This window comes from Corynebacterium sp., assembly GCF_012837295.1.
In the GTDB taxonomy this organism is placed as follows: Bacteria; Actinomycetota; Actinomycetes; order Mycobacteriales; family Mycobacteriaceae; genus Corynebacterium.
Window position 1 is genome coordinate 1 of the sequence record NZ_DURI01000146.1, and the last position, 21,948, is coordinate 21,948.

Annotated in this window: 18 protein-coding genes and 1 pseudogene; 5 read left to right on the top strand and 14 right to left on the bottom strand. The window is 68.5% G+C overall.

Features of this window, described 5'->3' with window-relative positions; all coding sequences use genetic code 11:
- The 5 genes and pseudogenes from pafA to GX015_RS05015 all read right to left on the bottom strand — a co-directional run.
- A pseudogene (pafA, locus tag GX015_RS04995) lies at window positions 1–1,412 on the bottom strand (Pup--protein ligase); the annotation flags it as partial.
- Window positions 1,413–1,472: 60 nt separating this feature from the next.
- On the bottom strand, window positions 1,473–1,673 hold the full coding sequence (locus tag GX015_RS05000) for a ubiquitin-like protein Pup (protein WP_291343261.1): 201 nt from the start codon (window positions 1,671–1,673) through the stop codon (window positions 1,473–1,475).
- A 42-nt stretch (window positions 1,674–1,715) separates the two neighbouring features.
- Complete coding sequence (gene dop / locus GX015_RS05005) at window positions 1,716–3,287, bottom strand: depupylase/deamidase Dop (protein WP_291343263.1); 1,572 nt, start codon at window positions 3,285–3,287, stop codon at window positions 1,716–1,718.
- Window positions 3,288–3,296: 9 nt separating this feature from the next.
- Window positions 3,297–5,015 (bottom strand): proteasome ATPase, encoded by a 1,719-nt coding sequence (gene arc, locus GX015_RS05010; protein WP_291343264.1) that lies wholly within the window; start codon window positions 5,013–5,015, stop codon window positions 3,297–3,299.
- Between the two features lie 39 nt (window positions 5,016–5,054).
- The gene (locus GX015_RS05015; RefSeq protein ID WP_291343266.1) at window positions 5,055–5,891 is read right to left on the bottom strand and encodes a tRNA (adenine-N1)-methyltransferase; all 837 of its coding nucleotides are present in this window, start codon (window positions 5,889–5,891) and stop codon (window positions 5,055–5,057) included.
- 83 nt (window positions 5,892–5,974) lie between these two features.
- On the opposite strand from GX015_RS05015, the gene GX015_RS05020 reads away from it, so the two are divergent.
- The 3 genes from GX015_RS05020 to GX015_RS05030 all read left to right on the top strand — a co-directional run bounded on the left by GX015_RS05020 (window position 5,975) and on the right by GX015_RS05030 (window position 10,863).
- Window positions 5,975–6,928, top strand: a complete 954-nt coding sequence (locus GX015_RS05020; protein ID WP_060925640.1) for a RecB family exonuclease — start codon at window positions 5,975–5,977, stop codon at window positions 6,926–6,928.
- Window positions 6,929–7,796: 868 nt separating this feature from the next.
- Window positions 7,797–10,205: an MMPL family transporter gene (locus GX015_RS05025; protein ID WP_060925641.1), complete on the top strand. Its 2,409-nt coding sequence runs from the start codon at window positions 7,797–7,799 to the stop codon at window positions 10,203–10,205.
- A gap of 67 nt (window positions 10,206–10,272) precedes the next feature.
- Entirely contained in the window at window positions 10,273–10,863 is a 591-nt protein-coding gene (locus GX015_RS05030) for a TetR/AcrR family transcriptional regulator (protein WP_291343269.1), read from the top strand.
- A 79-nt stretch (window positions 10,864–10,942) separates the two neighbouring features.
- Here GX015_RS05030 and GX015_RS05035 read toward each other — a convergent pair whose 3' ends face one another.
- The 5 genes from GX015_RS05035 to GX015_RS05055 all read right to left on the bottom strand — a co-directional run bounded on the left by GX015_RS05035 (window position 10,943) and on the right by GX015_RS05055 (window position 16,080).
- A complete protein-coding gene (locus tag GX015_RS05035; RefSeq protein WP_162836791.1) occupies window positions 10,943–12,250 on the bottom strand; it encodes an anaerobic C4-dicarboxylate transporter in 1,308 nt (435 codons plus the stop codon).
- Entirely contained in the window at window positions 12,250–13,869 is a 1,620-nt protein-coding gene (gene aspA, locus GX015_RS05040) for an aspartate ammonia-lyase (RefSeq protein WP_291343271.1), read from the bottom strand. Before aspA ends, GX015_RS05035 begins: the two co-directional genes overlap by 1 nt.
- 239 nt (window positions 13,870–14,108) lie before the next feature.
- The gene (hisG, locus tag GX015_RS05045; RefSeq protein ID WP_291343281.1) at window positions 14,109–14,951 is read right to left on the bottom strand and encodes an ATP phosphoribosyltransferase; all 843 of its coding nucleotides are present in this window, start codon (window positions 14,949–14,951) and stop codon (window positions 14,109–14,111) included.
- Between the two features lie 76 nt (window positions 14,952–15,027).
- Window positions 15,028–15,291 carry a phosphoribosyl-ATP diphosphatase gene (locus GX015_RS05050; protein ID WP_291343272.1) on the bottom strand — a complete coding sequence of 88 codons (264 nt, stop codon included), beginning with the start codon at window positions 15,289–15,291 and terminating at the stop codon, window positions 15,028–15,030.
- 99 nt (window positions 15,292–15,390) lie between these two features.
- Window positions 15,391–16,080: an HAD family phosphatase gene (locus tag GX015_RS05055; protein WP_291343273.1), complete on the bottom strand. Its 690-nt coding sequence runs from the start codon at window positions 16,078–16,080 to the stop codon at window positions 15,391–15,393.
- A 132-nt stretch (window positions 16,081–16,212) separates the two neighbouring features.
- Between GX015_RS05055 and GX015_RS05060 the strand changes: the two genes are divergently transcribed.
- Window positions 16,213–17,178: a thioesterase family protein gene (locus GX015_RS05060; RefSeq protein WP_291343274.1), complete on the top strand. Its 966-nt coding sequence runs from the start codon at window positions 16,213–16,215 to the stop codon at window positions 17,176–17,178.
- Window positions 17,179–17,249: 71 nt separating this feature from the next.
- Here GX015_RS05060 and GX015_RS05065 read toward each other — a convergent pair whose 3' ends face one another.
- Both GX015_RS05065 and GX015_RS05070 read right to left on the bottom strand, forming a co-directional pair.
- A complete protein-coding gene (locus tag GX015_RS05065) occupies window positions 17,250–17,756 on the bottom strand; it encodes a hypothetical protein (RefSeq protein WP_291343275.1) in 507 nt (168 codons plus the stop codon).
- 16 nt (window positions 17,757–17,772) lie between these two features.
- Window positions 17,773–18,258 (bottom strand): hypothetical protein, encoded by a 486-nt coding sequence (locus tag GX015_RS05070; RefSeq protein ID WP_291343276.1) that lies wholly within the window; start codon window positions 18,256–18,258, stop codon window positions 17,773–17,775.
- 361 nt (window positions 18,259–18,619) lie between these two features.
- On the opposite strand from GX015_RS05070, the gene GX015_RS05075 reads away from it, so the two are divergent.
- Entirely contained in the window at window positions 18,620–19,627 is a 1,008-nt protein-coding gene (locus GX015_RS05075) for an App1 family protein (RefSeq protein WP_291343283.1), read from the top strand.
- Between the two features lie 4 nt (window positions 19,628–19,631).
- On the opposite strand, the gene GX015_RS05080 is transcribed toward GX015_RS05075, so the two are convergent.
- Together GX015_RS05080 and GX015_RS05085 are read right to left on the bottom strand one after the other, a co-directional pair.
- A complete protein-coding gene (locus GX015_RS05080) occupies window positions 19,632–21,575 on the bottom strand; it encodes a heavy metal translocating P-type ATPase (RefSeq protein ID WP_291343277.1) in 1,944 nt (647 codons plus the stop codon).
- A gap of 75 nt (window positions 21,576–21,650) precedes the next feature.
- The coding region (locus tag GX015_RS05085) for a vitamin B12 dependent-methionine synthase activation domain-containing protein (RefSeq protein ID WP_291343279.1) at window positions 21,651–21,948 on the bottom strand (298 nt) is incomplete at its 5' end.

A 21,948-nucleotide genomic window follows, 5' to 3' on the forward strand; every position in this document is an offset into this window, starting at 1 on the left:
AGCGACTCCAGGTGCGCGACCAACGCATCGACCTCCGCGTCGGCGGTGGCGAAGGGATCGTCGACGACGACCATCTGCGGGTCCTCGCCGGAGACCTTCAGGTGCGTCCAATCCACCACCGTCGCGGCGCCGACCGCGCGGGCGGCGGCGAGGAAACGGCCGCGCAGCACGGCCCGCGTCGTCGCCGGCGGGTTGGCCATGGCCTCTGTGATCGCCTCGTCGGTGACCCATCGCGACACCGAGCCGCGGGCCTCCAGCGCGCGGAAGATGCCGCGGCCCGGACGGATGTCGTGGTACGCCAGGTCGATCTGCGCGAGCTTCGGGTCGGCGATGTCCAGGCCGCGGTCCATGAAGCGCCGCAGCAGCGACCACTTGATCGCCCAGTCGATGTCCCGGTCGATCGTCGACCAGTTCCCCGACTCGACGGCGTCGAGCACCCGGCCCCACAGCTCCACCAGGCGGGCGAGCTCCTCGGTCGGCGTGCCGCCGCGGGTGTCGTCGCGCTGCTCCAGCCACGCCGTCGCCGCGGAGAGGTACGCCCGCTGGATCTCCAGCGCCGACGCCTCCTCCTTCGCCGCCCCCGCGCGCAGCGGGATCTGCGCGGTGCCGGTCATGTCGCGGCTGACCAGGCGGATCGCCTTGATCTCGTTGGCCACCTCGAAATCGGGCAGCTCCACGCGGGCCTCGATCATCTCCAGCACCAGCTGCGTCGAGCCCAGCTTCAGTGCCGTCGTCGTCTCCGACATGTTCGAGTCGCCGACGATGACGTGCAGGCGGCGGAACCGCGTCGAGTCGGCGTGCGGCTCGTCGCGGGTGTTGATGATCGGCCGCGACCGCGTCGTCGCACTGGACACGCCGTCCCACACATGGTCGGCGCGCTGGGAAAAGCAATACTGCTCCGGCTCGTCCTCGTACGGGCTGCCCGGGTACGGCCGGGCGATCTTGCCCGCGCCGCACAGCAGCTGGCGGGTCACCAGGAACGGCAGCAGCAGCTTCGACAGCGCCTTCAGCCCCATCGAGCGCCCCACCAGGTAATTCTCGTGGCAGCCGTAGGAATTTCCGGCGGAGTCGACGTTGTTCTTGAACAGGAAGACCTTGCCGCCGATGTCTTCTCCGACGAGGCCCCTCTCGGCCTTCAGCGCCAGGTCGTCGAGAAGCATCTCGCCCGCCCGGTCGTGCGCCACCAGCTGCGAGACCGAATCGCACTCGGCGGTGGCGAACTCCGGGTGGCTGCCGACGTCAAGGTACAGGCGCCCGGCGTTGCCGGTGAAGATGTTCGTTGCCCCGTACTCCTCGATGACCGGCCGGAACATGAAGCGGGCGATCTCGTCGGGGCCCAGGCGGCGCTCGCCGTCGAGGGTGCACGTGATGCCGTACTCCGTCTCCAGGCCGGCGATGCGCCGGGTCAGCGCAGCCTTCGCGCCGACCTCGGCCGGGTCCCCGGCAGCGTTCGCGCCCGCGTCGGCCACGGCCTACTCGCCGCCCTTCTGCACGTAGGAGCGCACGAACTCTTCGGCGTTGTTCTCCAGCAGGCCGTCGATCTCGTCGAGCAGGTCGTCGGTGGAGTCGATGTGGGCCTGCGCCTGGCCGCCGCCGGCGATCTCGTCGATCGCGTCGTCGTCTCCGCCGGAGCCGCCGCCGCCCTGGATCTGGCCGCCCTTGATGTCCGCCATGGTCTTCTCCTCTTGTCCGTTACTTCTGATCCGCTGGTTCGGCTACTTCGACAATCCTGCCAGTCCGCGCTCGCGCAGCCCGGCAACGAGGGCCGCCATGTCGGGCGACTCCTCCAAAAGCTTTCCGACGGTGCCCGCCCCCAGCCCGGAGACGTCCGACAGCGAGAGTTTGACCATCTCGTCGCCGACGTCGACGATCGCGCTGTCCCAGCTGGCCGCCGCGACGTCGTCGGCGAAGCGGCGCAGCAGACCGCCGCGGAGGTAGGCGCGGGTGGCCTCCGGCGCGTGGGTGACGGCGCGCGCCACCTCGGCGTCGTCGGCGATGGTCCGCATCGAGCCGCGGCGCACGAGCGCGTGGTACAGGCCGCGGGCCGGGTCGATGTCCGAGTACTGGATGTCGATGAGCGCCAGCTTCGGGTGATCCCAGCCGATGCCCGCCCGGGCCCGCAGCCCCTCCATGAGCGTGAGCTTGGCGGTCCAGTCCAGTAGGTGCGACGTCGACGCGGGGTCCGCCTCGAGCATGTCCAGCACGCGGCCCCACAGTTCGACGACGTAGGCGGCGGACTTCACGCCGGTGGCACCGGTGGCGGCATCGGAGGCCTCCGCGTACGGAGCGACGCGCTCGAGGTAACGGCGCTGGATCTCGATGGCCGTCAGATGGGTGACGTGGTCGTCGAGCTGCAGCGTCTGCGCACACGCGAGGTCGCGGGAGACGCGCTGGACGTCGCCGACCGGGTCGCGCAGCTTGAGGTCGGAGAAGTCGACTCCGTCCTCGATCGCGTCGAGCACCAGCGACGTGGTGCCCAGCTTGAGCAGCGTCGCCGTCTGCGACAGGTTGGCGTCGCCGATGATCACGTGCAGCCGGCGCCACTCGTCGGCGTCGGCGTGCGGCTCGTCGCGGGTGTTGATGATGCCCCGGTTGAGAGTTGTCTCCAGCGACACCTCGGTCTCGATGTAGTCGGCGCGCTGCGAGATCTGGAATCCGGGCTCCTGGCCCTTCTGCCCCAGCCCGACGCGACCCGAACCGGTGAACACCTGGCGGGTGACGAAGAACGGGGTCAGGCCCGCGATGATCGCGTCGAAGTCGGTGTCGCGGCGGAACTGGTAGTTCTCGTGCGCGCCGTAGCTGGCGCCCTTGCCGTCGACGTTGTTGCGGTAGATCTTCAGCTCGATCGGCTCGGTATCTTCGTCCGACCGGCTCGACCCGGAGCCCGTGGTCCCGCGGCCGACGAGCTGCGACGCCTCGAGCATGATGCGGTCGCCGGCCAGGTCCGCCACCAGGGCGTCGTACGCCGACGTCGTCTCCGGCGCCGAGTACTCGGGGTGCGCGTGGTCGACGTAGAACCGCGACCCGTTGACCAGGATCAGGTTCGCCGCGCCCAAAGCATTGGGGTCGACGACCGGCGTCATGCGGTAGCGCCGCAGGTCGAAGCCGCGGGAGTCGCGCAGCGGCGACTCGGGCTCGTAGTCCCAGCGGGTGCGCCGGTCCAGCCCGCCCGCGTGCTCCTCGGCGTAGGCCAGCACGGCCTTCGTCGAGGTGAGGATCGGGCTCAGCTCCGGCTTGCCCGGCGAGGTGATGCCGTATTCGATTTCGGTGCCCAGAACGCGCGCCATGTGCTTCTTCTACTCCCCTGCGCCGGTGCGGTGGGCGTCGTCAAGCGAACCGCCCTGACCCGAACCGAGCACGCCGAACTCCGCGTCCTCGTGGATGTGCTGGTGCTGGACGACCTGCACGTCGACGACGCGGCCCGTCGGGCGGCCCGAAATGCGCGCCCACTCGTCGGGGTTGGAGGTGTTGGGCAGGTCCTCGTTCTCCGCGAACTCCTCGCCCACCGCGCGCAGCAGGTGCGCCTCGGTGATGCCGTCCGCGCCACCGGAGATGACCTCCTTGATGGCGTGCTTCTTCGCGCGGTCGACGATGTTGGCGATCATCGCGCCCGAGTTGAAGTCGCGGAAGTACAGCATCTCGCTCGACCCATCGGCGTAGCGGATGCGCACGTACTCGTTTTCCGGGCTGGTGCGGTACATGCGCTCGACGACGGAATCGGTGAGCGCCTCGACCAGCGCCTCGACGCCGCCGTGGCGCGCGACCTCCTCCTCCGCGTACGGCAGATCGGCGGTGAGGTACTTGCCGAAGATGTCCTTCGCCGCCTCCTCGTCCGGGCGCTCGATGCGGATCTTCACGTCCAGGCGGCCCGGGCGCAGGATCGCCGGGTCGATCATCTCCTCGCGGTTCGACGCGCCGATGACGATGACGTTCTCCAGGCCCTCCACGCCGTCGAGCTCCGCCAGCAGCTGCGGCACGACGGTGTTCTCCATGTCGGAGCTCACGCCCGAGCCGCGGGTGCGGAAGATCGAGTCCATTTCGTCGAAGAAGACGATGACCGGCCGGCCGGCCTCGGCGATGTCGCGGGCGCGGTCGAAGATCAAGCGGATCTGCCGCTCGGTCTCGCCGACGAACTTGTTCAGCAGCTCCGGGCCCTTGACGTTGAGGAAGTACGACTGAGCCCGGCGCGCCTCCTCCTCCGACTTGCCCTTGTTCAGGGCGATCTTGCGCGCCAGCGAATTGGCCACGGCCTTCGCGATCAGCGTCTTGCCGTTGCCGGGCGGCCCGTACAGCAGCACGCCCTTCGGCGGCCGCAGCTGGTAGCGGGTGAACAGCTCCGGGTGCAGGAAGGGCATCTCCACCGCGTCGTGGATCTGCGCGATCTGCCGCTTCAGGCCGCCGATGTCGGAGTACTCGACGTCGGGGATCTCCTCCAGCACCAGATTCTCGACCTCCGCCTTCGGGATCACCTCGAAGGCGTGGCCCGACTTGCGGTCGATGAGGACGGTGTCCCCGACCTTCGCCTTCAGGTCGCCGGCCAGCTTGACGACGAACTCCTCGCCATGGTGATCCGTCGCCAGAACCCGCTTGCGGTCCGGGAGAGTTTCGCGGACCAGGGCCAGGTCGCCGTGATCGGGGTAGCCGCAGTCCTCGACGATGAGATTGCCGTCGGTCAGGCGCACCATCGTGCCCGGCTTGAAGTCGGCGACGTCGAGGCTGCGCAGCACGTTGAGCCGCATGCGGCGGTTGCCCGTCCACACCTCCGCCGCCTGCGCAGGCTTCGACGCTCCGCCGGTCTGCTCGATCGGACCGTTCGGATCGTCGATCTTGCCCTTGGCCGGCTCGAGGAAAATGCCGTACGTGCTCGGCGGATTGGTCATCTGCTCGAGGTCCTGGCGCAGCAGCGTCATCTGGTCGCGCGACTCGCGGAGGAGCTCGACGAGCTTCTCGTTGCGCGCGCCCAGGGTGCGGTTCTTCTGCTGCAGATCGCGGATGGTGTCGGCGGGGGTGGTCATGCCCTCCACGTTACCCAGCGGAGGGGCGCCGCATGGGCGCTACCTCTGGTTGCGGCGCTGCGGGCGCGGCGGCACCGTGCCGTCGGCGAGCCTGCGGGCCCACACGAGGAACGCCGTGTGCGCCTGCATGCGGTGGGCCGGGCGGACGGAGAGCTCCTTGACGTTCCAATCGCGCACCAGCGACTCCCAGGCGCGGGGCTCGGTGAAGCACTTCTGGTCGCGGATGCCCTCCATGACCTTCATCAGCTGCGGGACGGTGGCCACGTAGACCATGAGCACGCCGCCGGGCTGCAGCAGCTTCGACGCGGTGTCCAGGCACTCCCACGGGGCGAGCATGTCCAGGATGATGCGGTCGACGGGGCCGCCGAGATCCTCCGGCGTCGCCTCGGCCATGTCGCCCAGGCGCAGGTCCCAGTTGTCGGGCTTGCCGCCGAGGAACTCGACGACGTTGCGCTCGGCGTGCTCGATGTGGTCCTCGCGGATCTCGTAGCTGAACAGCTTGCCGTCCGGGCCGATCGCGCGCAGCAGGTTGAGGCTCAGCGCGCCAGAGCCGGCGCCGGCCTCCAGGACGCGGGCGCCCGGGAAGATGTCTCCCTCGACGATGATCTGCGCGGCGTCCTTCGGGTAGATCACGGCGGCGCCGCGGGGCATCGACAGGATGTAGTCAACCAGCAGGTGGCGCATGGCCAGGTAGACGGTGCCTTCGGCGGAAGTGACCGTGGTGCCCTCGTGCGCGCCGATGAGGTCGTCGTGGGCGATGGCGCCGCGGTGGGTGAAGAACTTCCCGCCCTTTTCCAGCGTCACCGTGAAATGCCGGTTCTTCGAGTCCGTGAGCTGGACGCGATCGCCTTCCTGGAACGGGCCGCTGTCTGCCATGTTCGTCTGATCCTCGCTGCATCGTGTGCGGTCGGTGGCGGGGCTCGCCGGTTCGATCCGGGCCCCGGGTTAACCTGGCCAGTATGCCCGAAAGCCCCCTGCACTCCGATTCGGCCGCTTCTCCCTCTTCGTCTTCGACTTCGTCAGCGTCCCCGTCACCGGACCCTTCCTCGGACCCGTCCTCCGCCCCTTCCCCCGCGAAGCGCCGTGGTCTCGCCCTGTCGCCGTCCCGCGCCGGCGACTATCGGCAGTGCCCCCTGAAGTACCGCCTCCGGGCGATAGACAAGCTTCCCGAGCCCTCCACCGTCGCGCAGGTCAAGGGCACCCTCGTCCACGCGGTTCTCGAGCACATGCACGCGCAGCCTCGGGAGGACCGCTCCTACCCGGCCGTCGTCAAGCAACTCAAGCCCACCTGGCAGAAGATGCTTGACGACGACCCCAGCGGCGAACTTTCCGAGCTCGTGCCCGAGGATTCCCTGCTCGACTTCCTCGTCGAATGCCGAGGTCTACTGAAGGGGTACTTCATCATGGAGAACCCGACGGGCTTCGATGCGGCGGAGATCGAGAAGTTCGTGCAGATGACCCTCGGGCTCGACACCGGCACCGACGAGACCGCCGGCGTGCCCGTGCGCGGCTTCATCGACCGCGTCGACGTCGCGCCCACCGGGCAGGTGCGCATCGTGGACTACAAGACGGGCAAGAAGCCGCATCCGCGATTCCAGAACGAGGCCCTGTTCCAGATGCGGTTCTACGCGCTGGTGTGGTGGCGCATGACCGGGCGGATCCCCGAGCAGCTGCGGCTGATGTACCTCAAGGTCGCCGACGATCTGACGCATTCGCCGACCGCGCCCGAGCTCGAGCGATTCGAGGGTGAGCTCGCGCGCCTGTGGGCGTCCATCGTCCGCGACGGCGAGTTCGGCGATTTTCGGCCGAAGAAGTCGAAGCTGTGCGGATGGTGCTCGTTCCAGGAGCTGTGTCCCGCGTTCGGCGGCACCCCGCCCGAATACCCGGGCTGGCCGGGTGCCCACGGCGAGTAGCCCGCCGCGATTTTCGCTTCACTTCGCACGGCACGCGCCACGTGGCGAGTAACAGCGGCGCCGAAGCCTCCGGCGATCGGGCAATGCGCGCCATCGAGCCCACGAAGGGGCGAGTGGTGCCCGATCGACGCCGTTTTCCACCGCAAATCCGAGCCTGAGAATTTCCTGAGCAAGAAGCCGCCGCACGTCGGTAGTTCGAGGGGCGCGAACGGGCTGATGTTGAAGATTTGAGGGTCCATTTCTTCAACATCAGCGCTTTCGCGGCGAAAAGATCGGTTACGTACGGCGCGGTATTGAATTCGTGGGGATGGGCCCATTAATTCGGGTCTGGTGAAATGACCTCGATTTCAAATATCGCGCCGTATGGCGTTCTGCGGGGTTGGGTGGCCCTGTGGCACATTCCCTCGATTCCGCGCCGTTCGGCCGTCTGCGTCGATCCTGTGGGGTTCCACCTTCTGGGGTGCGGTTGGGTGTTGCGGGTGCGGCACATGTGGGATCAGGGGCGCGTGGGAAGCGAGGGGTGCGCGGGGCGACGGGGCGCGCGTGTGAGAGGCAAGGGGCGGGAGGGGTCGGGCGCGCCGGGCGGCGCTGGATTGGCTCGCCCGATCGGTGCGCGGTGACATTTCGCACATTCGGCCGCGCCACGTTGGATGCTTGCATTCATCCTGCAATAATCTGGGGCGGCTTTACGGGTGAGGTGGGCGTCGTAAAGCGGGCGTGCAGCAAGCGTGAAGCAAGCGTCAAGCAGGCGTGCGGCGAGCGTGAAACGGGCGCGAACATCGTGCGCGCATCGCGAGGCCGCCGCGACGGCGCCCGTCCCCCCACCCGACCACGACCCACACGACGACGAACGAGGAGCCCCGCCCACATGGCGACATTCCTGTACAAGGTGGGCCGATCGGCCTACCTCCACCGATGGCGGTTCATCGCCATCTGGATCCTGCTGATCCTCGGCGCCGGCACCGCGGCCGCGACGCTGACCCAGCCGATGAGCAACAGCTTCACCATCGAAGGCCTCGAATCGGTCGAGACGCAGGAGCGCATCCAGGAACGCTTCCCCGGTGAAGGCGACGCCCTGGAAGCCCCGACCGGCACGGTGGTCATGCAGGCCCGCGATGGCGCGGCGCTGACCGACCCCGAGGTGTCCGCGGAGGTCGACGCGTTCCTGGCCGACCTGCGCGGGCTCGACGAGCTGGCCGATGCCGAAGCGCTGGTCTCCCCCGTGCTCGCCGCCGGCGGCGTCGCCCAGCAGATGAACGAGCAGTACGCGGCGCAGGGCATGCCGCAGGAGCAGATCGACGCCAACATCGCGGCGGTCTCCCCGCTGTCCGAGGACGCGGCGACCGGCACCGTGACCGTCACGTTCGACGCGGACGGCGCGATGGACGTGACTCCCGAGGCGAAGGACGCCTTCACCGCGGTCGTTGACGAGCATGACGACGGCGCGCTGGACATCGCCTACTCCGGCAACGTCTTCCAGATGAGCGAGCTGTCCTTCATCGCCGAGTTGCTGGGCATCGCGGTGGCGGCGGTCGTGCTGATCATCACCTTCGGGTCTTTCGTCGCGGCGGGCCTGCCGCTGCTCACCGGCGTCATCGGCGTCGGCATCGGCATCGCGGGCGTGTACGCGGCGACGTCGTTCACGGATTCGATCACGTCGATGACCCCGACCCTGGCGGTCATGATCGGCCTGGCGGTCGGCATCGACTATGCGCTGTTCATCCTGTCGCGTTTCCGCAATGAGCTGGTGCTCCACGTCGGCGGAAACGATCTGGAGCCCAAGGAGCTTGCCGACGAGCTGCGCGGGATCCCGTTCCGCGAGCGCGCCCATTTGGCCGGCCTCGCCGTGGGGAAGGCGGGCACGGCCGTCGTGTTCGCGGGCATGACGGTGATCATCGCGCTGGTGGCGCTGTCGATCATCGGCATCGACTTCCTTACCGCGATGGCGTTTTCCGCGGCGGCGACGGTCCTCATCGCGGTGCTCGTCGCCGTGACGCTGCTGCCGGCGATCCTCGGCGCGGTGGGCACGAAGGTGTTCGCGGCGCGGGCGCCGATCGTCAAGGCCCCGGACCCGGAGGACGAAAAGCCGACCATGGGCCTGAAGTGGGTGCGCATGATCCGCGCCCGCCCGGTGCTGTTCCTGCTCAGCGGCGTCATCGTGCTGGCGCTGGCCGCGATCCCCGCCACGCAGATGCGCCTGGCCATGCCCTCGGACGGTTCCGCCGCCCCCGGCACGCCGAACCGCGCCGCCTACGAGATGATCGACGACGCCTTCGGGCCGGGGCGCAACGCGCCGATGGTCGCGCTGGCCGAAGTGACCGGCGATGCCGACGCGGGTGCGGGCTCGGGCGACGTCGACCCCGCGCAGCTGCCCATGATCCTGGGCGGGGCGGCCGCCCACATCCAGGGCATCGACGGCGTGACCAACGCGCAGGTCGTCGGCATGTCCGAGGACGGCACCGCCGCGCAGATCCTGATCACCCCGGAGGTCGGCGCCACCGACCCGCGCGCCGCCGAGGTGCTGGACAACATCCGCGCCGGCGTCGACGATTTCGAGGCCGGGGCCCCCGCGACCTACTCGGTCACGGGCGTCTCCCCCATCTACGAGGACATTTCGGAGCGGCTGTCCGAGGTGCTGGTGCCGTACATCGCCATCATCATGGTGCTGGCGTTCCTGCTGCTCGTGGTCGTCTTCCGCTCGCTGTGGGTGCCGCTGCTCGCGGCGCTGGGCTTCGGGCTCTCCGTCGCCGCGACGCTGGGCCTGACCGTGGCGGTGTGGCAGGAGGGCTGGCTGGGCATCATTTCCGATCCGCAGCCGTTGATCAGCTTCCTGCCCATCATGTGCATCGGCATCGTCTTCGGCCTGGCCATGGACTACCAGGTCTTCCTGGTCACCCGCATGCGCGAGGGCTGGGCCCACGGCAAGACCGCGGGCAACGCGACGTCGAACGGCTTCAAGCACGGCGCCCGCGTGGTCACGGCCGCGGCCCTGATCATGATTTCCGTGTTCGCGGCGTTCATGCTCTTGGACGAGCCGTTCATCAAGGTGATGGGCTTCGCGCTGGCGCTGGCCGTGCTGCTCGACGCGTTCATCGTCCGCATGACCATCATCCCGGCGACGATGTTCCTGCTGGACGAGCGCGCGTGGAAGATCCCGGGCTGGCTGGACCGCATCCTCCCCAAGGTGGACATCGAGGGCGAGTCGCTGACGGCGCGCCCTGATGACGCCGCCGCCACGCCGACCGAAACCGTTGATTCGTCGGTGGCGCGTTCCTGATACCTTCTTCCGATATGCGCGTGATCGTGCGGGGCGAGACCGCACGCGAACCGAAAGGTGCAGGGGAATGTCGGGACTGCGCGAGCAAAAGAAGCGCCAGACCAAGATCGATTTGGCGACGGCGGCGGTGGAGTTGCTGGTGACCGAGGGCGACGAAGGGGCGACGGTGGCGGCGATCGCCGCCGGCGCCGGCGTGTCGACCCGCACGTTCCACAACTATTTCGCCGCCCGCGAGGATGCGTTCCTCTTCTTCATCGAGGAGACCATCGCCGACTGGGAGACGCAGATGCGCGCCGCCCCGGCGGACCTCACGCCGTTCGAGGTGCTGCGGGGCATCATCGTGGACATGTACGGCAAGCCGCGGGGCGATCTCGCGTCGGTGCCGAACCTGGCGACCGTCGCCGAGCACATCATGGCGGGTCTCGGCCCGGACGCCGGCAAGCGCGCCCGCTGCGTTTTCGAGGGTTTGCGCGGCGCGATCGTCGAGCGCTCCGGCGGCGGGCTGTCGCCCTTCCGCGCGCAGGCGCTGATCCACGTGTGCATGTCGGCATCCGGCGTCGTGCTCGAGGCCGCCCGCGACGAGTCACTCGCCGGCGGCCGATCGATGCCGGAGCTGCTCGACGAGGCCTTCGACTTCATCGCCGGCGGCGTCGCCTGACCCCCGGCATGGGACGACCCGCACCGGTTTCCGGTGCGGGTCGTTTTGGCTTTGCGACGGTTCGCGTTCGCCGACCGTTTTAGAGGACCACTGCCCCGATGGCGAAACCGAATGCGACGGCAAGTGCGATGCAGACGGTGCCCGGGATGAAGAACGGGTGGTCGACCACGTACTTGCCCAAGCGGGTGGAGCCGGTGTCGTCCATTTCGACGGCCGCCAGCAGAGTGGGGTACGTCGGCAGAACGAAGAGCGCCGACACGGCCGCGAAGCTGGCGACTGCGGTCAAGGGGCTGACCCCGACCGCGAGCGCGGCGGGGATCATCGCCTTCGCGGTCGCCGCCTGCGAGTACAGGAGCGCCGACGCGAAGAAGAGCACCACCGCGAGCAGCCACGGCCACTGGGTGAGCAAGTCACCCGCAGTGGACTTGATGCCGTCGATGTGCGCGTTGATCAGAGTCGAGCCGAGCCAAGCGACGCCCATGACGCAGACGGTCGCGCTCATGCCCGACTTGAACACCTGCGTGCCGGGAACTTCGGCGGCGGGGATCTTGGCCACGGCCACGATCAGTCCCGCAGTGGCGAGCATGATGGCCATGATCGCTTCATTGCGCGGCAGCGAGGGATCGGTGATCAGCCCGATCTGGTCGGAGATCAAGGTCGCGTAGACCATGACGGTGACGATGGCCGCGAGAAAGATGCCCACGGAGGCCTTCGCTCCGGGCGCGGCCTCGAATGCCGCGGACTCGCGGGGCGGCTTGACCAGCCCGTCCTCGAGCCGCTGCCGGTACACGGGATCGTCCTCGAGCTCTCGGCCGAGGTGCACCACGACGAAGGACGTGACGATCACCGCCAGAAGGGTCGACGGGATCACCACGGCGAGGAGCTGGAGATACCCGACTCCCCTGGGCTCGAGCACCGATGCCATGAACACGACGGCGGCGGAAATCGGTGAAGCCGTGATGGCCATCTGGGAGGCGACGACCGCGATCGACAACGGCCGCGACGGGCGGACTCCGCCCTCCTTCGACACCTCCACGATGACCGGGAGCGTCGAAAAGGCCGTGTGACCCGTGCCGGCCAGGACCGTCATCGACCACGTCACCAGGGGCGCGAGCAACGTGACTCGCTTGGGATTGCGGCGGAGGAGGCGTTCGGCGAGATGGACCAGGTAGTCCATTCCGCCCGCCCGCTGCATCGCGGAGATCGCCGCGATGACCGCCATGATGATTCCGATGACGTCGAAGGGAATGTCCTCCGCCGTGACCGGGGTGCCCATAGCACCGAGAAGCAGAACGCCCGCGCCACCGGCGAAACCGATGCCGACGGACCCCCAACGGGCACCGATGATCAGCGCGGCCACTACCGCGATAATCTGAGCTGCGAGAATCACCGCAAATCATCACCCTGCAGATTGACGTTCTCCTGGTCCGCGGACCCGGTTTCACCGCCGATCTCGGCATGGCCGGGCGCGGCGGAAACGTCGGCTGGAACGTCCTGCGGTGAATCTGGCCCGTCGGCGTCGGGCTGCAGGCCCAACTCCGCCAGGCGGGTCTCCCCCGCCACGTACCTCTTCCCTCGGTATTCGGGGTGCATGAGGTTGTCGGTGGACAGGATCCGGTCGAGCTCGGCTGCGTCGAGCAGCCCCTTCTCCAGCACGAGCTCGCGCACGCCCTTGCCGGTCGCGGCGGCCTCGCGTCCGATGATGTCGCCCTGGTGGTGGCCGATCACCGGGTTCAGGTAGGTGACGATGCCGATAGAGTTGTCCACGTAGGCGCGGCACACGTCGGCGTTGGCGGTGATGCCCGTGATGCACTTGGAGCGCAGGGTGGTCGCAGCACGGCGCAGGAGGCCGATCGATTCGAACAGGCACTGGGCGATGACGGGCTCCATGACGTTGAGCTGGAGCTGACCGGCCTCTGCGGCCATCGACAGGGTCACGTCGTTGCCGAAGACCTTGAAGCACACCTGGTTGACCACTTCGGGGATGACCGGGTTGACCTTCGCGGGCATGATCGACGATCCCGCCTGCATCTCGGGCAGGTTGATCTCGTTGAGGCCGGCGCGGGGGCCGGAAGACAGCAGGCGCAGATCGTTGCACATCTTCGACAGCTTCATCGCCGTGCGTTTGAGCGCGGAATGGACGTTGACGTAGCCGCCGGTGTCGGAGGTCGCCTCGATCAGGTCCTTGGCCGACCGGATCTCGAGCCCGGTGACTTCGCGCAGCGACTGCACGACGGCCTTCTGGTAGCCCGCCGGGGCGTTTACGCCGGTGCCGATGGCCGTGGCGCCCAGGTTCACCTCGAGCAGCATTTCGCCGGACTGCGCCAGCACCGCATGCTCCTCCGACAGGTTGTTTCCGAAGGCGTGGAATGCCTGGCCCAGCGTCATGGGCACCGCGTCCTGCAGCTGGGTGCGGCCCATGGTGATGACGTCGTTGAACTCGTCGCCCTTTTCGTGGAGAGCGTGTTCGAGTTCGTCGAGCTCCACGAGCAGAGCCTGCAGCGCGATGTGGACGGCCAGCCGGAAGCCCGTCGGGTAGGCGTCGTTGGTGGACTGGCACTGGTTGACGTCGTCGTTGGGGTTGACGACGTCGTAGCGCCCCTTGGGGAAGCCGAGGTACTCGAGGGCGAGGTTGGCGACGACCTCGTTGGTGTTCATGTTGATGCTGGTGCCCGCGCCGCCCTGGAACAGGTCGGTGGGGAACTGATCGAGGCAGCGGTGATTGACCAGGATCTGGTCGCACGCCCAAACGATCGCGTCGGCGACGTCGGAGGGGATGGTGTGGATTCGCCGGTTGGCGATGGCCGTCGCCTTCTTCACCATGACCATGCCGCGGATGAACTCGGGGACGTCGTTGACGGTGGTGCCCGAGATGGAGAAATTCTCGATGGCGCGCATTGTGTGCACGCCGTAGTAGGCGTCCGCCGGTACTTCCCGGTCGCCGAGGAGGTCGGTTTCTATCCGGTGCTTGTGGCCCGGCGCCTCGTTTTTTCCAATTGTGCTCATGCCCACAAGCATACGTGCGCACGGGCTGCGGGTCACGAAAAAACTGCAGGTCGGATCGATAAAGTGACGCGAGTAACCATGCTCCATGGGCTTGATCGGTTCGCGCGATCAAGCGGCCCTCGGTGATGGGTTCGCGGGGGCGCTTGCTTGACGACGACGGCGCACCCGCCATGTGGCAGGTGCGCCGTGTGCGGCGTGCCGGTTGGTTCGGCCGGGCGCCGGTCTTCGTGAAGCGGTCCCTAGATGCGCGCGATGCGGATGTCGGAGGCCAGGATGGCCTCGGCGCCGAGGCCGGCGAGCTGGTCCATGATGGGGTTCGCCAAGTCGCGGGGAACCATGGCGCGCACGGCGACCCAGTTCTCGTTGGCCAGCGGCGACACGGTCGGGCCGGACAGGCCCGGGGTGATGCGCGAGGCCTCGTCGAGGTTGGCGGCGTCGATGTTGTAGTCGAGCATCATGTAGTTCTTCGCGTGCAGGATGCCGGTGAGGCGGCGCAGGAACACGCGCTGGGCGTCGGTGACCTCGTTGGCGCGGCGGCCGACGACGACGGCCTCGGAGTCGCACAGCGAATCGCCGAAGACTGCCAGGCCCTGCTTGCGCAGCGTGCGGCCGGTGGACACCACGTCGGCGATGGCGTCGGCGACGCCCAGGCGGATGGAGATCTCCACCGCGCCGTCGAGGCGGATGACCTCGGCCTCGAGACCGCGGGCCTTGAGGTCCTCGCGCACCAGGTTCGGGTAGGACGTGGCGATGCGCTTGCCCGCCAGATCCCCCACCGTCCACTCCTCGTTGGCCGGGGCGGCGTAGCGGAACGTCGACGCGCCGAAGCCGAGGGTGAGCACCTCGTCGACCGGGGCCAGCGAATCGGCGGCGAGGTCGCGGCCCGTGATGCCCAGGTCCAGGTGGCCGTTGCCCACGTAGACGGGGATGTCCTTGGGGCGCAGGAAGTAGAACTCGATGCCGTTGGCCTTGTCGGCGACCGACAGGCTCTTCGACTCCCCGCGGCCGGGGTAACCGGCCTCCTGGAGGATCTCCAGGGCGGCCTCGGACAGGGAGCCCTTGTTGGGCACGGCGACGCGCAGCGTGGTCACGTTGTTGCTCCTAGTTGTTCGGTGCGGCTCCGGCGGCGGCTGCCGGCGGGGAGCGCGCGTCCTGGTCCTACAGGTACTTGTAGACGTCTTCCGGCGTCAGCCCGCGCTGCACCATGACGACCTGGGTCCAGTACATGAGCTGCGAGATCTCCTCGGCGAGCTCGTCGTCGGACTGGTACTCCGCGGCCATCCAGACTTCGGCGGCCTCTTCCACGATCTTCTTGCCCTGGAAATGCACGCCGGCGTCGAGCGCCTTGACGGTGCCCGAACCCTCGGGGCGGCTGGCCGCCTTGTCCTTCAGTTCAGCGAAGAGGTCATCGAAGTTTTTCACGCGCACCATCATTCCACGCGGCTCGTCGCGTTGCGACGGGAGGGTGGCCGGTGGGCGTCGTCAAGCAGCGAAGCGGCGGGGACGCGACCGGCCCGGGGCCTACTGCGACAGCCGGGCGTGGACGGCGCGGAGGTCGTCGAGGGACCAGCCGCCGAGGTCGCCGTCGAGATGCTCTGCGGGCGGCGCGAATTCGGAGATGGCGTCGGCGGGCGGAGCGGCCTGCGGCATGGGCGCCCATAGAACGCGGCAGCCGGCGGCGATGGCGGAGCGCACGCCGGTGACGGAATCCTCCAGCGCCAGACAGTCTGCGGGGTCGACGCCGGCGATGTCCGCTCCGCGCAGGTACGGGTCCGGGGCGGGCTTGCCGGCGGGGACCTCGTCGCCGCAGACGGTGTCGGCGAAGGCGTCGCGGCCCATCGCGTCGATGCAGTAGTCGGCGACGCGGCGGCGGGTGTTGGTCACCAGCACCACCGGAATGCCAGCCTCATGCGCCTGCTCGATGATGTCGCGCACGCCCGGCCGCCACTCGATGCCACGCTCGGCGATGAGCTGCGCCACCCGCGACTCCATGAACTCCGACTCGCGGGTGATGACCTCCTCGGTGGCTTCGATCCCCGCGTGGTCGGCGCAAATACGGATGGTGTCCGGCAGCGTGTTGCCGATGCACTTCGCCCGCAGTTCCGGCGTCAGGCGCCGGCCCAGGCGCTCGGAAACGTCGTAGGTGGCCACCTCCCACAGTGGTTCGGTGTCGATGAGGCTGCCGTCCATGTCCCAGAGAATCGCTCGCACCTCCGCCACGGTAGCCGGGGCGGGCGGAAAGCGCCGGGTGGGAGGGGTGCCGGGGATGTGCTTGACGACGCGCCGACCCCCGAAAGTGTGTCGCGCATCACGTTAGCGGCGATTAACTGTTAGCGTCGCCACATGGAGAACAGCAGCGTCGTCACGCAAGAAACCCGGACCACCCGCCCGCCGAAGGCCAACGCCCTCGGCGACCCCACGAAGGCCGACCGCATCCGGCAGATGGGGCTCGACCCCGCCACCGAAATCAACGCGTATTTCGAGTACCTGGGGAAGGCCGATCCGGAGGAGATGGGTCTGCCCGCCGGCGAGATCGTCGAGCGGTACCGCCCGACCCTGCACACGTGGGGCCCGTGGGGCGCGTTCCAGCACGGCGCTCCCCCGGCGGCGATCCTGACCCACGCGCTGCAGCGCTGCCCCGGCCTGCCCGAGGGCATGCGCACCACCCGCGTCGCCGTCGACTTGCTCGGCGCCGTGCCGTACACCGAGATGCGCACCCGCGCGCGGATCAGCCGGCCGGGCAAGCAGATCCTCAAGGTCGAGGCCGAACTGCTCGCCGAGGACCGCCACGGCAACTGGCGTGCCGTCGCCTCCGCCGCGGCGTGGCGCATGGCCGTGCTGGAGACCAACGAGGTGGAGAAGTCCTTCGCCCGTCCCATCCCCGGCCCCGAGCAGGCCACCGAGGGCGGCCCCCTGTACGAGGACTGGGACTGCGGCTACATCGACTCCATCGACATCGTGAACATGCCCGACCCCGACGAGCCCGACGGGCACCACCGCATCCACTGGGTGCGCACCGACAAGCCCATCGTCGCCGGCGAGACCACCGACGGCGTCGAGTACCTGATGAGCATGGTCGACGTCGCCAACGGCGTCGGCGCCTCGCTCGACCCGCGCGAGTGGATGTTCATGAACACCGACCTCGTCGTCCACCTGCACCGCGAGCCCGAGGGCGAATGGATCGGCATCTCGGCCAAGGCATCCATCGGGCCCGACGGCATCGGCATGACCGCCGCCTACCTGTACGACCAGCGCGGCCCCGTGGGGCGTTCGATGCAGACGCTGCTCGTCCGGCCGCAGGCGAAGTAGCGGACCAGGGGACGGGGCCCGACTTCCGGGCTGCCCGGCCCCACTGGCCTATTAGGGGGCTATCCGGGGTTCTATCCGGGATCGTGGGTGTATTCGACGGACCCCTGAAAGTGCTGCACGGTGGCGTCGATGCCATGGAAGATCCGCTCCATTTCCTTCGTCGCCGTGACGAGGCCATCGGCTTCGGTCCAGTTGAGGACGGTCGCCTCGCCCTTGCAGCCGGCTTCCCAGCCCTCGCCCTCCGGCCAGGCCACGACTCCGAGGCGCATCGCCTCCGACCACTTGTTGCCGGTGACGAAGACGACCAACCCTTCGTCGAGATCCACCTTGTGGACGTGGAGCCCGGCGATGACCGCCGGTGCCTCCGTGGGCAGATTCAAGTAGCTGACCAGCGCGGAGAGAAACTGCTGCTTGTCCACCGGGGCCCGGAAATGGGCGGTCGAATGCGTCGCCGTCTGCCCCTTCTTATGGCTGCCGGAGAAGACGGCGCGGGTGGCCCCCGCCCACAACTTGTCCCTGAGCCACATCCACAGGGCGACGACCGAGAAGAACGCGACCAGTATCAGTACGCCTTCCATCGTTGGCTCGAATCGCTCAGGCGCCGTTGGCGGGATTGCCGCCGTCGTTGCGCAGGTAGGGATTCAGATGAGTGGCGCTGCTCCCCTGCGGCGGGGCCGGAGGCGCGGGAGGCGCGGGAGGTGCGGCGAACCCCGGGCCAAAACCCGGCTGCTGCGGCGGCTGCTGTGCACCCGGGAACCTCGGCCCCGTCGGGAACTGCCCCGGGCGTGCCAGGCCCGGTGCGGGTCCATCGCCGAAGTTGCCCTGCTTCGCGTCCTGTTCCCGCTTGTTCAGGAACTGGCCCAGCCCCAAAATTCCGAGCCCGATGATTCCGATGACGACGCCCGCCACGATCTGCCCGACGGGGTACTCCGTCGACGAGCCTCCGTTGAGGTAGTAGGTGGTCTCATACTCGAAGGTCGTCGCCAACATGATCCCCAGCGCCAGGACCATGACGCCGACGATGCGGGCGACAAGCGACCATCGGATGGACTTCAGGAACTTTCCCGCGGGCGATTCCATGAACTGCTGAACCTGTTGCGGAGGTTGGGGCGCCCATCCATTCGGTGGCTGACCCGGCCCATTCGTGGGCTGGAACGGGGGTTGATTCGGGAGGCTCATCACGACCTCGATTCCCGGGCACTTCCCGGGGCAGTCCCTGCGCGGGGCGCCCGTGAAACGGGGTGCCTGATAACGTCGAGCGTAAGGAAAACGCCAGGTGCCCCCACTTTTGGGACACCATTGAGAGGTCACCCGGACGCCCGTTGAATCGTCGTCCCCGAACCGGATGGAACGCCGCCGGGGTTTCGGGCGGCCCACCATGGCGAGCCACAGTAGTCTCGTCGATATGGCACTTTCCGACATCGCGCGCAAGACCGAACGAATGATCAACCAGGTCGGGCGGCAGCGCAAGACCGCCAAGGGCTGGAAGCCAGCGGTCACCGGCTTCTCCGGTTACGGCTCCTCCGACCGCGTCCACGTCCTGGGCCGCGTGCTCATGGAGGACCCGTACTCCGAGCCGGAGACGGAGATCCAGCGCGGATGGCGGCAGTTCATCACGACGCAGGTCGGAAACCATCCTGTGACGGTGCGCGTGGGCGACCAGGTCGTCCAGTCGAAGTCGGACGCCAACGGCTACATCGATGTACTCGTCCTCGATCACGGGCTGGAACCGGGCTGGAACGAGGTCGTCATCGAGGCCAAGGACGCCGAGCCCGCCACTGCCCGGGTGCTCATCGTGGAGCCGGGCGCGCGGATCGGCTTGGTCTCCGACATCGACGACACGGTCATGGTCACGTGGCTGCCGCGCGCCGTCCTCGCCGCATGGAATTCGTGGGTGCGCCACACCAACACCCGCAAGCCCGTGCCCGGCATGGCGGAGTTCTACCGCCAGCTGCTGGCCGATCATCCGGGCGCCCCGGTCGTCTACCTGTCCACCGGCGCGTGGAACACCTTCGAGACGCTCCAGAGCTTCATCGACGTCAACGGGCTTCCCGACGGCCCGATGTTGCTCACCGATTGGGGCCCCACCCCGACGGGAATGTTCCGTTCGGGCCAGGAGCACAAGAAGGTGCAGCTGCGGAACCTGTTCATCGACTTCCCCGACATCAACTGGATCCTCGTCGGCGACGACGGTCAGCATGATCCGCTGATCTACGGCGACGCCGTGTTCGAGCACCCCGACCGCATCGCCGGCGTCGCCATCCGGCAGCTCTCCGCCGGCGAGCACGTTCTGTCGCACGGCACCGTGTCGGCGCTGGAGGACATCGACGCCGACGACCGCCACGGCGCCCCGGTCATCCAGGGCGCCGACGGCTTCGAGTTGCTGCGCGAGTTCCGCGCCAAGCCGTTCCCGCAGGTGACGGGAACCCTGGAGCAGGGAGTCGAGTAGTCCCCTACTCGTCGTCGAAGTCGCTGAGCCCGCCGCGCACGATGGCCACTCGGGCGGCGTTGGCGATGGCCAGGATGTCGATGATCTCCTGCGCCACCGCGCCCATGATCGGCGTGAGCAGGCCGAACACCGCCAGGATCATGCCGATGATGGACAGGCCCATGCCACCGATCACCGACTGCAGGGCAATCCGCCGCATGCGCGCGCCGATGTGGATGAGGTCGTCCAGGCGCTCCAGCGAGGAGTCCAACACCACGGCGTCCGCGGCCTCGGCGGTCACGTCCGACGTCGCGCCGAACGCCACGCCGGCCGACGCCGCCGTCATCGCCGGCGCGTCGTTGATGCCGTCGCCGAGGAACAGCGTCGGCCCCTCCTTGGTGCGGGCGCGGACGATCTCCAGCTTGCCCTCGGGGCTCACGCCGCCGTGGACCTCGTCGATCCCGACCTGCTCCGCCAACCGCCGGACCTCGGCCTCGCGGTCGCCGGAGATGATCATCATGTGCCGCACCCCGTGCCGTTTCGGCAGGTGCGCCACGAACTCCGACGCGGACGACCTCGGCTCATCGCGGAACGTGACGGTTGCCGAGTAGGCGTCGTCAAGCAAGATCACCGACTCCATGCCGGCGGCGCGCTCCGGCAGCAACCCGACCGACCCGGGATCGATGTCGGCGAGCCCCTTCCGGTTGGTCAGGCGCAGCTCGCGGCCGCCGACGACGCCGACCAGGCCCTGGCCCGGGCGCTCGGACACGGACTCGACGGCCGGGAGCGCAAGGTTGCGGTTCTCGGCATCGGCGACGATGGCGGAGGCCAACGGGTGCTTCGAATATTTTTCGACGGCCGCCGCGGCAGCCATGACGTCGTCGCGATCGAGCCCCGGTGCCGTGGAGACCTCCGTGACCACCGGCCGGCCGTAGGTCAGCGTGCCGGTCTTGTCGAACATGACCGTCTCTACCCGGCCGACTTCCTCGAGCATCGCCGGATTCTTGATGATGATGCCGCGCTTCGCCGACAGCGAGATCGCGCCGATGATGGCCACCGGCACACCGATGAGCAGCGGGCACGGCGTCGCGATGACCACGACCGCCAGGAAGCGCGTCGGGTCGCCCGAGATCACCCAGCCCAAGATGCCGAGCGTGAGCGCCACCAGCGTGTACCAACCGCCCAGGCGGTCGGCCATGCGGCGCATCGGCGGGCGGTTGGACTCGGCCTCGCGCAGCACGCCGACGATCTTGGCGTACCGCGAATCCACCGCGGCCTTCTCCGCGCGCACGGTCAGCGCGGTCTCGCCGTTGACCGCGCCGGAGATCACCGCCGAGCCCTTCGACTTCTTCACCACGTACGGCTCGCCGGTCAGGTAGGACTCGTCCATCGCGCCATCGCCGTCGACGACCTCGCCGTCGACCGGGCACAGCTCATGCGGCAGGACCAGCAGCAGATCCCCCACCGCCGCCTCGTCGGCGTGGATGTCGTCGACGCCGTCGGCGATGGTCGCGCCGCGCAGCCGGTGGGCGACCGACGGGCTGCGCTTGGCCAGCGCGTCGAGGGTGGCCGACGCGCGCTTCGACGCGGCCTCCTCCAGCGCCTCGCCGCCGGAGAGCATGAGCACGATGATCGCCGCGACCAGCCATTCCCCCAGCAAGACCGCCGAAATGATGGACACCGCGGCGAGCATGTCCGCGCCGCCGCGGGCCTCGATCGCGCCCTTGATCACGTCGATGGTCAAGGGGATGCCGCCGATGACGACCATCGCCACCAGCGGCCAGTCCGCGGCCCAGCTCTCGAACCCGAAGCCGAACTTCAGCACCAGGTGGATCGCGATGGCCGCCAGCGTGGCCAACGCCAGCGCGCCGTCGCGCGATGATGCGAATCCGCGCAACGCCTGCCCCGCCGTGGGTGATCCGGCGGGGGCGCCGGCAGCCGGCGCCCGAGTGTCCAGTTTTGTGCCCATGTCCCCATTATGGCCCGTAAAATTGGCCCTGAACAGGAAGTATGGGCTGGCCACGGAGTGGTAGCCGTGGCTTGCCTACACGTTGAAGTACTTCGCCTCCGGGTGGTAGAGCACGAACGCGTCGGTCGACTGCTCCGGGTGCAGCTGCAGTTCCTCGGACAGTTCGACGCCGATGCGCTCCGGCTGCAGCAGCTCCACCAGGCCGCGGCGCGACTCCAGGTCCGGGCACGAGCCGTAGCCGAAGGAGTAGCGGGCGCCGCGGTACTTCAGGTCGAAGAAGTCGCGGGTGTCGTCGGAGTCGTCGCTGCCGGCGGTGGTGCCGTCGGAGAAAGCCAGCTCCGAGCGGATGCGCTGGTGCCAGAACTCGGCCAGC

Bases quoted from the DNA above. Each gene is read 5' to 3' on its own strand.
- GX015_RS05075 (WP_291343283.1), top strand. From the start codon at position 18,620: ATGATCAACCAGGTCGGGCGGCAGCGCAAGACCGCCAAGGGCTGGAAG.
- GX015_RS05070 (WP_291343276.1), bottom strand. From the start codon at position 18,258: ATGGAATCGCCCGCGGGAAAGTTCCTGAAGTCCATCCGATGGTCGCTT.
- GX015_RS05000 (WP_291343261.1), bottom strand. From the start codon at position 1,673: ATGGCGGACATCAAGGGCGGCCAGATCCAGGGCGGCGGCGGCTCCGGC.
- GX015_RS05030 (WP_291343269.1), top strand. From the start codon at position 10,273: ATGTCGGGACTGCGCGAGCAAAAGAAGCGCCAGACCAAGATCGATTTG.
- GX015_RS05065 (WP_291343275.1), bottom strand. From the start codon at position 17,756: ATGGAAGGCGTACTGATACTGGTCGCGTTCTTCTCGGTCGTCGCCCTG.
- dop (WP_291343263.1), bottom strand. From the start codon at position 3,287: ATGGCGCGCGTTCTGGGCACCGAAATCGAATACGGCATCACCTCGCCG.
- GX015_RS05020 (WP_060925640.1), top strand. From the start codon at position 5,975: ATGCCCGAAAGCCCCCTGCACTCCGATTCGGCCGCTTCTCCCTCTTCG.
- GX015_RS05080 (WP_291343277.1), bottom strand. From the start codon at position 21,575: ATGGGCACAAAACTGGACACTCGGGCGCCGGCTGCCGGCGCCCCCGCC.
- GX015_RS05015 (WP_291343266.1), bottom strand. From the start codon at position 5,891: ATGGCAGACAGCGGCCCGTTCCAGGAAGGCGATCGCGTCCAGCTCACG.
- GX015_RS05025 (WP_060925641.1), top strand. From the start codon at position 7,797: ATGGCGACATTCCTGTACAAGGTGGGCCGATCGGCCTACCTCCACCGA.
- GX015_RS05060 (WP_291343274.1), top strand. From the start codon at position 16,213: ATGGAGAACAGCAGCGTCGTCACGCAAGAAACCCGGACCACCCGCCCG.
- arc (WP_291343264.1), bottom strand. From the start codon at position 5,015: ATGACCACCCCCGCCGACACCATCCGCGATCTGCAGCAGAAGAACCGC.
- aspA (WP_291343271.1), bottom strand. From the start codon at position 13,869: ATGAGCACAATTGGAAAAAACGAGGCGCCGGGCCACAAGCACCGGATA.